10 protein-coding genes are annotated in these 11,530 nt (G+C 64.9%); 4 read left to right on the top strand and 6 right to left on the bottom strand.

The genetic code is table 11. The features are described 5' to 3' along the window. Nucleotides 1-6: 6 nt before the first annotated feature. The 6 genes from WHZ77_RS24075 to WHZ77_RS24050 form a co-directional block, all read right to left on the bottom strand. Entirely contained in the window at nucleotides 7-1,809 is a 1,803-nt protein-coding gene (locus tag WHZ77_RS24075) for a gamma-glutamyltransferase family protein (protein WP_375310228.1), read from the bottom strand. An 87-nt stretch (nucleotides 1,810-1,896) separates the two neighbouring features. Beyond that, complete coding sequence (locus WHZ77_RS24070) at nucleotides 1,897-2,886, bottom strand: ABC transporter ATP-binding protein (protein ID WP_375310227.1); 990 nt, start codon at nucleotides 2,884-2,886, stop codon at nucleotides 1,897-1,899. Continuing rightward, nucleotides 2,883-3,869, bottom strand: coding sequence for an ABC transporter ATP-binding protein (locus WHZ77_RS24065; protein ID WP_375310226.1), 987 nt, complete (start codon nucleotides 3,867-3,869; stop codon nucleotides 2,883-2,885). The genes WHZ77_RS24070 and WHZ77_RS24065 overlap by 4 nt, the downstream gene beginning before the upstream one ends. Continuing rightward, on the bottom strand, nucleotides 3,866-4,831 hold the full coding sequence (locus WHZ77_RS24060; protein ID WP_375310225.1) for an ABC transporter permease: 966 nt from the start codon (nucleotides 4,829-4,831) through the stop codon (nucleotides 3,866-3,868). Before WHZ77_RS24060 ends, WHZ77_RS24065 begins: the two co-directional genes overlap by 4 nt. A 2-nt stretch (nucleotides 4,832-4,833) precedes the next feature. Beyond that, nucleotides 4,834-5,814 (bottom strand): ABC transporter permease, encoded by a 981-nt coding sequence (locus tag WHZ77_RS24055; protein WP_375310224.1) that lies wholly within the window; start codon nucleotides 5,812-5,814, stop codon nucleotides 4,834-4,836. Nucleotides 5,815-5,929: 115 nt separating this feature from the next. After that, nucleotides 5,930-7,531, bottom strand: coding sequence for an ABC transporter substrate-binding protein (locus WHZ77_RS24050; RefSeq protein WP_375310223.1), 1,602 nt, complete (start codon nucleotides 7,529-7,531; stop codon nucleotides 5,930-5,932). Between the two features lie 294 nt (nucleotides 7,532-7,825). Here WHZ77_RS24050 and WHZ77_RS24045 point away from each other — a divergent pair, with 294 nt between their 5' ends. From WHZ77_RS24045 to WHZ77_RS24030, 4 genes are read left to right on the top strand one after another with little or no spacing between them, the layout of a single operon-like run. Continuing rightward, entirely contained in the window at nucleotides 7,826-8,083 is a 258-nt protein-coding gene (locus WHZ77_RS24045) for a DUF6489 family protein (RefSeq protein ID WP_375310222.1), read from the top strand. After that, entirely contained in the window at nucleotides 8,083-8,883 is an 801-nt protein-coding gene (locus WHZ77_RS24040; protein WP_375310221.1) for an esterase/lipase family protein, read from the top strand. Before WHZ77_RS24045 ends, WHZ77_RS24040 begins: the two co-directional genes overlap by 1 nt. A 47-nt stretch (nucleotides 8,884-8,930) precedes the next feature. Continuing rightward, nucleotides 8,931-10,481 carry a wax ester/triacylglycerol synthase family O-acyltransferase gene (locus tag WHZ77_RS24035; protein ID WP_375310220.1) on the top strand — a complete coding sequence of 517 codons (1,551 nt, stop codon included), beginning with the start codon at nucleotides 8,931-8,933 and terminating at the stop codon, nucleotides 10,479-10,481. 22 nt (nucleotides 10,482-10,503) lie between these two features. Then, nucleotides 10,504-11,499: an alpha/beta fold hydrolase gene (locus tag WHZ77_RS24030; protein WP_375314801.1), complete on the top strand. Its 996-nt coding sequence runs from the start codon at nucleotides 10,504-10,506 to the stop codon at nucleotides 11,497-11,499. Nucleotides 11,500-11,530 lie beyond the last annotated feature (31 nt).

The raw sequence follows: 11,530 nt of genomic DNA, 5'->3' as shown, positions 1-11,530 counted from the left end.
CTGCCTTCAGCGTCCCGCCGCGTAGCCCTGCATGCCGCGCGGATTGGCGGCGGCGCGGCGGCGGACACCGACGCGTGATGCCGCGGTGAGGCGGCCTTCGGACCAGTCGGGACCGACCTCCACGATATGTCCGCGTTCCCTGAGGTTCTCGATCGTTGCCTTGGGCACACGGTTCTCGACCACGAGCACGCCGGGGCGCGCGGTGCGCGGCCAGAACGAGATCGGGAAATGCTCGGAATGCCAGGCCGGTGCGTCGATCGATTCCTGGAGATTGAGATTGCAATGGACATGGCGCAGGAAGAACTGCGTGATCCACTGGTCCTGCTGGTCGCCGCCGGGCGAACCCCAGGCGAGATACGGCTCGCCGTCGCGCAGTGCCATGGTCGGCGATAGCGTGGTGCGCGGCCGCTTGCCGGGCGCCAGCGAGCTCGGTTGGTTCTCCTCCAGATCGAACATCTGCGCGCGGCTGCCGAGGCAGAAGCCGAGTTCGGGGATGACAGGCGAGGATTGCAACCAGCCGCCGGACGGTGTCGACGAGATCATGTTGCCGGCCTTGTCGATGATGTCGAAATGCACGGTGTCGCCGCGCACTTCGCCGAAGCGGCCCACCGTCGGTTCGCCGGCACCGAGCGAGCCGACGGCCTCGCGTTGGCCTTCGGCGCGGCGCAGCTTGACCACGCCGCCCAAGCCCTCGACCGCGCCGGGCCGGAGATCGAGCGAGGCCTTGTCGGTGACGAGCTTGCGGCGCTCGTCGTTGTAGGCATCCGACAGCAGCGTTCCGATCGGAATCTCGCTGAACTTGGGATCGCCGTAGAATTTCTCGCGATCGGCGAAGGCGAGCTTGGCGCATTCGATCTGGAGATGGATGAACTCCGGCCCGGTCGGGTCGAGCCCGTCGAGCGCAAAACCCTTCAGCAAAGCGAGCTGTTGCAGCGTCACCGGACCCTGGCTCCAGACGCCGGCCTTGCAGACGGTGTAGCGGCCATAATCGTAGGTGAGCGGTGCCTCGATGGTCGGCTGCCAGCGCGCCATGTCGTCGGCGGTGAGCACGCCGCGATGCGGCGAGCCGCTGACGTCCATCACCTCCTGCGTCCGACAGAACTTGTCGATCGCTTCGGCGACGAAGCCCTGCGACCAGGCCTTGCGTGCGCGCTCGATCTCGGCGTCGCGGCCTCCACCACCGCTCTCGGCTTCGCTGAGAATGCGGGCGTAGGTCGCGGCCAGCGTTGTGTTGGTGAAGAGCGTGCCGGGCTTCGGCACTTCGCCATTCGGCAGATAGACGGCGGCAGAGGTCGGCCAGTGCTTGCGGAACAATTGCTCGACGGTCTGGATGGTGGCGCAGGCGCGCCCGACCAGCGGATAGCCGGAGCTGGCGTAGGCGATCGCGGGCCCCAGCACGTCGCGCACGCGCATCGTGCCGTAGTCGCGCAGCAGCATCATCCAGGATTCGAAGGTGCCGGGAACGCAGGCCGCGAGCAGGCCGGTGCCGGGCACCATGTCGAGGCCTTCGCTCTTGTAATGCGCGATGGTGGCGCGCGCCGGCGCCGGGCCCTGGCCGCAGATCACTTCGGTGCGGCCGCGCTTGACGTCGTGGACGATGACGGGCACGTCGCCGCCGGGGCCGTTCAAATGCGGCTCGACGACCTGCAGCGTGAAGGCGGTGGCGACGCCGGCATCGAAGGCATTGCCGCCCTTTTCCAACATGGCCATGCCGACGGCGGTCGCGATCCAGTGCGTGGTGGCGACGACCCCGAATGTGCCCTCGATCTCGGGGCGCGTCGTAAAGGGATCGGGATTGATGTTGGACATGGGACTTCGTTACCTTATGTGTCGCGCGCGCAATTGATCACAGGCGATGCCGCCTCGCCAATGCGCAGGCCGCATGGCACGCGCGCGTCACGCCGGGACCGGCGCGGCGTTTACCGCGTGGCAGGCGACGCCGTCGATCAGGTCAGGTGCTTGCTTGCGGCAGAGATCGAGCGCCAGCGGGCAGCGCGGATTGAAGGCGCAGCCGGGGGGCGGATCGATCGGGTTGGGGATCTCGCCTTTCACCGGAATGCGCTGGCGGCCGCTCATGGCGAGATCAGGCACGGCGCCCAATAACATCTTGGTGTAGGGCATGCGCGGACGGGAGAACAGCTCCCGTCCCTCCGCGATCTCGACGATGCGGCCGAGATACATCACGCCGACACGGCTCGCCATGTGACGGACCACGGCGAGGTTGTGGCTGATGAACATGTAGGTCAGGCCGAACTTGTCCTGGAGGTCGCGCATCAAATTGAGGATCTGCGCCTGCACGGAGACGTCGAGCGCAGAGGTCGGCTCGTCGCAGACGATGAACTCGGCGTCGGAGGCGAGCGCCCGCGCGATCGCGATGCGCTGGCGCTGGCCGCCGGAGAATTCGTGCGGAAATTTCAGCCGGTCGTCGGGATGCAGGCCGACAAGGCTGAGCAGCTCGCCGACGCGCGCCTGGATATCGCGCTCGCCCTGGATCAGGTCGAAGGCGCGGATCGGCTCGGCGATGATGGCATCGACGCGGAAGCGCGGGTTCAGGCTCGCATAGGGATCCTGGAAGATCATCTGGATGCGGCGGCGCAGTTTGCGCCGCGCCTGGGCCTGCCGCGGATCGGTCATCGAGACGCCGTCGATCAGCACGTTGCCGGAGCTCGGCGGCAGCAGGCCGACCACCATCCGCGCCACCGTGGTCTTGCCGGAGCCGGACTCACCGACCAGCGCAAAGGTCTCGCCCTTCCTGATGTCGAAGCTGACGCCGTCGACGGCTTTCAGGTATTCGAGCTGGCCGCCTTCGAGCACGCGGTTGAGCCACGGCTTGGAGACGTCGAACACGCGGCGCAGATTTGTCGCCTGGACGAAGGGGGCGCTCATGCCGCGCTCTCCGCCGGCGCGCTGTCATAGAGATGGCAGGCGACCGATTGCGTGCCGCGCGGCAGTGGCTCGGGCCGGTCGACCCGGCAGCGATCGAACGCGGCCCCGCAGCGCGGATTGAACGAGCAGCCGCGCGGGATCGCCGACAGCCGCGGCATCGAGCCTGGGATCTGCACCAGGCGCTTGTCCTCGCCGGCAAGCGTCGGGATCGCGCCCATCAGGCCCTTGGCATAGGGGTGCAGCGGATTCCTGACGACGTCCTGCACCGGCCCGATCTCGGCGACGCGGCCGGCATACATCACCGCGACCCGGTCGGAGGTCTCGGCGATCACGCCCATGTCGTGCGTCACCAGCATCACGGCGGTGCCGTGGTCGCGGCCGAGCCGCTTGATGAGCGAGATGATCTGCGCCTGCACGGAGACGTCGAGCGCGGTGGTCGGCTCGTCCGCGATGATCAGCTCGGGCTCGGCGCAGATCGCGAGCGCAATGACGACGCGCTGGCGCATGCCGCCGGAGAATTCGTGCGGATAGCCGTCGATGCGCTTGTCCGGCGCGGGAATGCCGACTTCGGCCAGCAGGTCGATGGCGCGGCGGCGGGCGGCGGTTTCGGAGAGATTGAGATGGGTCCGGATCGTCTCCACGATCTGGTCGCCGACCCGGTACAACGGATTGAGCGAGGTGAGCGGATCCTGGAAGATCATGCCGATGCGCTTGCCGCGGACGCGGCGCAGATCCTCCGGCGGCAGATTGTCGATCCGCAGTCCCGACAGGCGAATCTCGCCGCCGGAGATGCGGCCGGGCGGATCGATCAGGCCGATCACCGCAAGCCCGGTGACGGATTTGCCGGCGCCGGATTCGCCGACCACGCCCAGCACCTCGCCCTTGGCGATGTCGAAGGAGACGCCGTCGATGGCGCGCAGCGTGCCGCGGCGGGCGGCGAACTCGACCTGGAGATTGCGTACGGAGAGGACGGGTTCGGTCATCGGAGCTTCGGATTGAGCGCGTCGCGCAGCCAGTCGCCGAGCAGGTTGATGGACAGGATCAGGCCGGCCAGCGCGATGCCGGGGAAGGCGACGATCCACCATTCGCCGGCGAACAGATAGTTGTTGCCGATGCGGATCAGCGTGCCGAGCGAGGGCATGGTCTCGGGCATGCCCGAGCCGAGGAAGGACAGTGTCGCCTCGGTGATGATGGCGAGCGCGAGGTTGATGGTGGCGATCACGAGGATCGGCCCCATCGTGTTCGGCAGCACGTGGCGGAGCATGATCACGGGGGCGGGCAGGCCGATCAGCTGCGCGGCGGCGACATAGTCCTTGTTCTTCTCGACCATCACCGAGCCGCGCACCGTGCGGGCGTATTGCACCCAGAAGCTCAGGCCGATCGCGAACACCAGCACGCCCAGCATGCTCATCTCGTCCAGCTTGTTGCCGAACACCGATTTGGCGATGCCATTGATCAGAAGCGCGATCAGGATCGCCGGGAAGGAGAGCTGCACGTCGGCGATGCGCATGATCAGGCCGTCGACGGCGCCGCCGAAATAACCGGCCGTCAGCCCGAGCAGGATGCCGAGCGCGCCGGAGAAAACCACGCCGAGCGCGCCGACCAGGAGCGAGATGCGCATGCCGTAGAGAATCGCGGACAGCACGTCGCGGCCCTGTTCGTCGGTGCCGAGCAGGAACGGGCTCTGGCCGTCGGCAGTCCATAGCGGCGAGATGCGCGAATTCATCAGTTGAAGCTGCGCCGGGTCGAACGGATTCTGCACTGACAACACCGAAGCGAAGATCGCGAGCAGGAAGAACAGCAGCGTCACCGTTGCCGCGATCATGGTGATCCTGGAGCGGCGGAACGAAAAGAACACGTCGCTGTCGAGCGCGCGCTTGAACCAGCCCGGCGCGGCGTGCGCGTCGCGCCCTTCGACCTTGTGTGGAACGACGGCGTCGCTCATCTCTAATGCGCCCGGCTGACCGTCGAGCGCAGCCGCGGATCGACGATGGTGTAGAGGATATCAACCACGAGATTGATGGTGACGAAGATCAGCGACACCATCATCAGATAGGCCGCCATGATCGGGATATCGACGTTCTGAACGGCCTGCACGAACAGGAGGCCCATGCCCGGCCACTGGAATACGGTCTCGGTAATGATCGCAAATGCAATTACCGAGCCAAATTGCAGGCCGGCAACGGTGATCACGGGAACCAGCGTGTTGCGCAACGCGTGCCCGAAATGGATGGCGCGGGTGGTCAGGCCACGGGCCCTCGCAAAGCGGATGTAGTCGGTCCGCATCACTTCCAGCATCTCGGCGCGGACGAGGCGCATGATCAGCGTCATCTGAAACAGGCCGAGCGTGATCGAGGGCATGATCAGGGCCTTCAATCCCGACAACGTCAAAAGGCCCGTCGTCCACCAGCCGATCCGCACGACATCGCCGCGACCGAACGAAGGCAGCCAGCCGAGCGTCACCGAGAACAGGTAGATCAGGAGAATGCCGATCAGGAAAGTCGGCAGCGAGATGCCGATCAGCGAGACGGCCTGGAACACATGCGTGAGCCAGCTGTCACGACGCAGCGCGGAATAGACCCCCATCAGGATGCCGCTGACCATGGCGAAGATGGTTGCGACGATGGCCAGCTCCAGCGTGGCCGGCATCCGCTCCATCAGCAGGCTAGAGACGGGAAGGCGGAACTGGTAGGACACGCCGAACTTGAACTGCGCGGCGTTGCCGACATAGCGGCCGAACTGCACGATCACGGGATCGTCGAGACCGAGTGACTTGCGGATCGCCGCGCGTTCGGCGCCCGACGTATCCATGCCGACCATCTGGTTCACGGGGTCGCCGGCGAAGCGGAACATCGAGAACGAGATGATTCCGACGGCAATCATGACGCCGACGGCCTGAATCGCCCGGCGCAGTGTGAAAGCGAGCATCTGTTCCTTTTACATCTCTTCAGTGGCACGCGTCATCGCGTTGGCCCGAAACGGCAAGTCCCGGAAGCCAAATCCCATAAGTCATGGCTTCCGGGACTTCACAACTTGTCGACACCTACTCGCCCTGTTTGGTTGCCCAATAGAGCAGGACCTGGTTGTCCGCGCGCTGAGTCAGCTTCACCTTCTTCGACACGCCCCAGGCGAGCGCCTGCTGATGCAGCGGAACGTAGGCGTAGTCCTTGATCGCGAGCTCGTAGGCCTGCTTGATCAGGAGATCGCGCTTGGCCGTGTCGGGTTCCAGGAGAACCTTGTCCGCGAGCTCGTCGAACTGCTTGTTGCAATAGCCGGCGAGATTGGCTTCGCCGCGATTGGGATCCTTGGGATCTTCGCGGCAGCCCATGATGTCGTGCATCACGTTATGGGAGTCCAGCGTATCCGGGGTCCAGCCCAGCATGAAGAACGAGGTCTTGTAGCCGCCGGGCTTCAGCACCTTGGCGAAGTATTGCGCCTTGGGCTGCGCCAGCAGGTTCACCTTGATGCCAATGCGGGCGAGCATGCCGACGACGGCCTGGCAGATCGCGGCGTCATTGACGTAGCGGTCGTTCGGGCAGTCCATCGTCACTTCGAAACCGTCGACATAGCCGGCTTCCGCCAGCAGCTTCTTGGCGGCGTCGGGATCGGGCTTCGGCCGGGTGAAGTCCTTCGACAGCGGATAGAGCTCCGGTGCGATCATCAGCGCGGAGGGCGTGGAGAGGCCGCGCATGACGCGGTTCTTGATCAGGTCGACGTCGATCGTCTTGTAGACGGCTTCGCGGACGCGGATGTCCTTGAAAGGGTTCTTGCCCTTGATGTTCGAGTACAGCAGCTCGTCGCGCGATTGGTCCATGCCGACGAAGATGGTGCGGAGTTCAGGCCCAGTCAGCACGGTGGCGTTGGGGCTCGAATTGACGCGCTGGATGTCCTGGACAGGAACCGGCTCGATCACGTCGACCTCGCCGGACAGCAGTGCCGCGACACGCGTGGCCTCGGATGCGATCGGCGTGAAGATGATCTCCTTCAGATTATGCTCCGGCTTGCGCCACCAGTTCGGATTGGCTTTGAAGACGGTCTTCACGCCCGGCTGATGGCTCTCGATCATGAAGGGCCCGGTGCCGTTCTCATGGAGAGAAGCGTAGCTCGGGGTCGTGGCGGCTGCCGGCGTCGGTGCCACCGCATCGTTCGCCTCTGCCCATTTCTTGTCCATGATGTACCAGGTCGCCCACAGCGCCGTCAGGATGGGATTGGGCGCGGTGAGGACGAAATCGACCGTGTAATCGTCGATCTTGACGACCTTGGCGTCTGCCGGAATCCGGCTCAGCAGGTTCGAACCTTTGGCCCGCACGCGGTCAGCTGAGAACACGACGTCATCCGCGGTGAAGGGGTCGCCATTGTGGAATTTCACGCCCTTGCGCAGATGAAAGCGCCAGCGCGTCGGCTCCGGCGTCTCCCAGCTTTCGGCAAGCGCCGGGATGATCTTCAGGTCCTTGTCGCGCGTGACGAGGCCTTCATAGACATGGCCGAGATGCGCATGGGTCGTCGACTCGTTCAGCGTATAGGGGTCGAGCGACTTGAGCTCACCCTGGTTGGCATAGCGCAGCGTCTGGCTCGACGCCGGCGAGACCGCCAACGCAAGCATACCGGCGAGCGTCGCCGCAAACAGAGTTCGACCGACTGACATTCTTCACCCTCTCCACTCTGCCGCGCCTTGATTTTTGATTGTTCGGCGGGCATCCCAATCCATGTTGCCCAGAGTTATCGACCCGTGCAAGCGCCATTCCAGCAAGGAACGCGCCAAGTTGCGCCGCTGTGCAGCAATGCTGACCGACAATCTGGGGGCGAGGGGGCGGATTTAATTGACCATACCCGCCGATCGCAGAAGCCGGGGCCCGGTCATCCGCCTCAGGTCGCTTGCGTTGCACACCGCGTCGCGGCGATACTGCAGGACGCCGCTCGAATCTCTTCCGGAGGGGACATGAAAGTTAACATCGAAATCGACTGCACCCCCCTTGAAGCCCGCCAGTTCTTCGGACTACCCGACGTGATGCCGATGCAGACCGCCGTGATGGACAAGTTGCAACAGCAGATGATGTCCAACATCGACAAGGTCTCGCCCGAATCCCTGATGCAGAGCTGGTTCACCTTCGATCCCAAGATCGCAGAGCGTTTTCAGGACATGTTCGTCACCATGGCCGGCCTCGGCGGCACGCGCACCGGCGACAAGAAAAAATAATGGCGCGCGGGCCGGACGGGCCGCGGGCGACGGGTCGGCTTCGTCCGCCGGGCCTCGGCCTGCTGCTTGCCGAAGCCCGCGGACTGTTCGAGTTCAACGCCAGCCTGCTGCTGTCACCGGTCCTGATGCGCGCACCCAGGGGCGACGGCCATCCGGTTCTGGCGTTGCCGGGCTTTCTCGCCAGCGACCTCTCGATGGCACCGATGCGGCGCTATCTCAGCGAACTCGGCTATGAGGCGCATGCCTGGCGGATGGGCCGCAATCTGGGTGGGTTGGGGCGGATGCGCGAGGCCTTGCACGCCCGTCTCGCCGAGATCCATGCCGCGGGCGGACGCAAGGTCAGCCTGGTCGGCTGGAGCCTCGGCGGCGTCTATGCCCGCGATCTCGCGCTTCAGGCGCCCGAGATGGTCCGCAGCGTCGTCACGCTCGGCAGCCCGTTTGCCAGCGATGTCCGAGCGACCAATGCGACGCGGCTTTACGAGATGATGTCCGGCGAGCGTGTCGAGGATTTTGCGGAGCTGCGCGAGGCGATCGCCGGCGATCTTCCGGTGCCGGCGACGTCGATCTATTCGCGTACCGACGGTGTCGTGAACTGGCGCACCTGTATGTTGCGGCCCTCGGACCGCGCCGAGAACATCGAGGTGCGCCTGGCGAGCCATATCGGGCTCGGCGTGAACCCCGCCGCGCTGTGGGCCGTGGCGGACCGCCTGGCGCAACCGGAGGGAGAGTTCTCCCCATTTGACCGGGCCGGGCCGTTTGCCATTGCATATGGCCCGCCGGAACAGGCAATATCGGCCTGACGAGAAGCGCCGGCCAAGGCGCCCGTCGGTATGCGTGGGAGGGAATCATGGCTGACGGTAAGAAGCTGTCATCGCTGGACGCATCGTTTCTCTATCTGGAAACGCCGGAAATGCCGATGCACGTCGGCAGCATGGCGATCTTTCGCCTACCTGACGACTACAAGGGCGACTTCTTCGAAGACTTCAAGGCGATGATCGTCTCGCGCCTGCACGTCGCGCCGATCCTGAAAGCGCGACTGGAGAAGGCGCCGCTCGACATCGACCATCCCTCCTGGGTCGAGGACGATCAATTCGACATCGACCGTCACATCTTCCGCGCCAGCCTGCCGGCGCCGCGCGATCGCGCCACGCTCGAGCGTATCGTCGGCTGGATGCATGCCAAGCTCCTGAACCGCGCCCGCCCGCTGTGGGAGTTCTACGTCTTCGAGGGCATGAAGGACAACGAGGTCGGGCTCTATTCCAAGATGCACCACGCCGCGATCGACGGTGGCGCCGGTGCGGCGCTGACCAACATGATCTACGACGTCTCGCCGATCCCGCGGCAGGTCGATCCGCCGGCGGCGGGAGCCAAGCCCGGACAGGAGCCGCGCGACATCGCGGCGAACCTGCTTGATTCCTACCAGCAACTCTTCACCCAGCCGCTCGACGCTTCGGCGGCCGCGAAGAACCTGCAACTGCCGCGTACCGGCAAGAGCGACATCGGCTCGATCCTGTTCGACAATGCGATGTACCAGATCGAGAGCGCGGTGCGCTTCGCCGGCAACATCCCGACCATGGTCAAGAGCGTCTCCGACGTGCTCGGCAAGATCTCCGATCCCGGGTCGCGCGAGAGCCTCGCCAGCATGGTGTCGCCGCCGACCATGCTCAACAAGACGATCTCGTCGGAGCGGAGTTTTGCCGGCGTGTCGATCTCGTTGTCGCGGGCGAAGGCGTTGGCCAAGCAGGCCGGTGGCAAGCTCAACGACGTCGTGCTCGCGCTCGCCGCCGGCGTGGTCCGGCGCTACCTCCAGCAATACGCCACGCTGCCGGCGAAATCCCTGACCGCCGCCGTGCCTATCTCGCTCCGCGAGGAGGGCAACACCGAGGCCAACAACCAGGTGTTCGGCATGATCTGTTCGATCGCGACCAATATCGAGGATCCCAAGGTACGGCTGGAAGCCATCATCGCGCAGTCAACCAAGTCCAAGGAGATGTCTCACCCGCTGCGTGCGCTGATGCCGCAGGTCTCCAACATCTCGATGCTCGGCGCGCCGATGATGGTGCAGATACTGGCTTTGCTCTACAGCCGCTCCAATCTGTCCGACGTGCTGCCGCCGGCCGCCAATATCACGGTGTCCAACGTGCCGGGGCCTCGGCAGACGCTCTATGCCGCGGGCGCCGAGCTGCTGCACATCTTCCCGGTGTCGATCTCGACGCACGGGCAGGCGCTCAACATCACCGTGCAGAGCTATCGCGACCAGCTCGATTTTGGCTTCATTGTCGGCGCCAACATCATTCCGCATGTGCAAGTGATGTGCGACATGCTGCCGGCGGAGTTTGCCGCGCTCGAGGCGGCCTATGCGCCGCCAGCGGCGGACATCAAGGGCGCCGCGGAATAGGACCTCTGCCAGGAATCTCATGATGATTGAAATGCCGCCGCTCAAATTCGCGCAGACGAACGGAATCCGCATGGGCTATTACGAGGCGGGTCCGGTCACGGACACCCCGCCGGTCGTGCTGTGTCACGGCTGGCCGGAGCTCGCCTTCTCCTGGCGCCATCAGATCAAGGCGCTGAGCGAGGCCGGCATAAGGGTGATCGCGCCCGACCAGCGCGGTTATGGCGCAACCGACCGGCCGGAACCGGTCGAAGCCTACGACATGGAGCACCTGACCGGCGATCTCGTCGGGCTGCTGGATCATCTCGGGATCGACAAGGCGATCTTCGTCGGACACGACTGGGGCGGCTTCGTCGTCTGGCAGATGCCGCTGCGCCATCCCGCGCGCGTCGCCGGCGTCGTCGGCGTCAACACCCCGCATTGGGACCGGGCGCCGATCGATCCGATCGCGCTGTTCCGCCAGCGCTTCGGCGACCAGATGTACATCGTCCAGTTCCAGGATCCCGCGCGCGAGCCCGACAGGATTTTTGGCAGCCGGGTCGAACAGACGTTCGATGCCTTCATGCGCAAGCCGCTGCCGCGGCCGGCGGCAAAGCCTGATGAGCCGCCGATCGCGGGCGTCGGCGCCTCGTCGACGACGAACCTGGCGTTTCCGCAGATGATTGCGGCTTATGACGCCCGGCACGATCCGCGTACGCCGATCCTGTCGGCCGACGAGAAGAAGGTGTTCGTCGACACCTTCACGAAAACCGGCTTCACCGGCGGCATCAACTGGTATCGCAATTTTACGCGCAATTGGGAGAGGTCGAAAGGATTGGATCATCACATCGAGGTGCCGTCGCTGATGATCATGGCCGAGAACGACGCCGTGCTACCGCCCTCGGCGGCCGACGGCATGGAGAAGCTCGTACCCGATCTGGAGAAGTATCTGGTCAAAGACAGCGGCCATTGGACGCAACAGGAGAAGCCTGAAGAGGTCAGCACCAAGCTGATCGAATGGCGTAGAAGGCGGTTTGGGTAGCTCGTCATTACGAGGCAGGGGGAAGCGCATT

It is taken from the genome of Bradyrhizobium sp. A5 (assembly GCF_042076515.1).
GTDB lineage: Bacteria > Pseudomonadota > Alphaproteobacteria > Rhizobiales > Xanthobacteraceae > Bradyrhizobium > Bradyrhizobium cosmicum.
This window is presented reverse-complemented; position numbering and strand designations above follow the sequence as displayed.

Excerpts from the sequence above, each read along its gene's own strand:
- WHZ77_RS24055 (WP_375310224.1), bottom strand. The coding sequence starts at position 5,814 with ATGCTCGCTTTCACACTGCGCCGGGCGATTCAGGCCGTCGGCGTCATG.
- WHZ77_RS24070 (WP_375310227.1), bottom strand. The coding sequence starts at position 2,886 with ATGAGCGCCCCCTTCGTCCAGGCGACAAATCTGCGCCGCGTGTTCGAC.
- WHZ77_RS24035 (WP_375310220.1), top strand. The coding sequence starts at position 8,931 with ATGGCTGACGGTAAGAAGCTGTCATCGCTGGACGCATCGTTTCTCTAT.
- WHZ77_RS24040 (WP_375310221.1), top strand. The coding sequence starts at position 8,083 with ATGGCGCGCGGGCCGGACGGGCCGCGGGCGACGGGTCGGCTTCGTCCG.
- WHZ77_RS24030 (WP_375314801.1), top strand. The coding sequence starts at position 10,504 with ATGATTGAAATGCCGCCGCTCAAATTCGCGCAGACGAACGGAATCCGC.
- WHZ77_RS24065 (WP_375310226.1), bottom strand. The coding sequence starts at position 3,869 with ATGACCGAACCCGTCCTCTCCGTACGCAATCTCCAGGTCGAGTTCGCC.
- WHZ77_RS24075 (WP_375310228.1), bottom strand. The coding sequence starts at position 1,809 with ATGTCCAACATCAATCCCGATCCCTTTACGACGCGCCCCGAGATCGAG.
- WHZ77_RS24050 (WP_375310223.1), bottom strand. The coding sequence starts at position 7,531 with ATGTCAGTCGGTCGAACTCTGTTTGCGGCGACGCTCGCCGGTATGCTT.
- WHZ77_RS24060 (WP_375310225.1), bottom strand. The coding sequence starts at position 4,831 with ATGAGCGACGCCGTCGTTCCACACAAGGTCGAAGGGCGCGACGCGCAC.
- WHZ77_RS24045 (WP_375310222.1), top strand. The coding sequence starts at position 7,826 with ATGAAAGTTAACATCGAAATCGACTGCACCCCCCTTGAAGCCCGCCAG.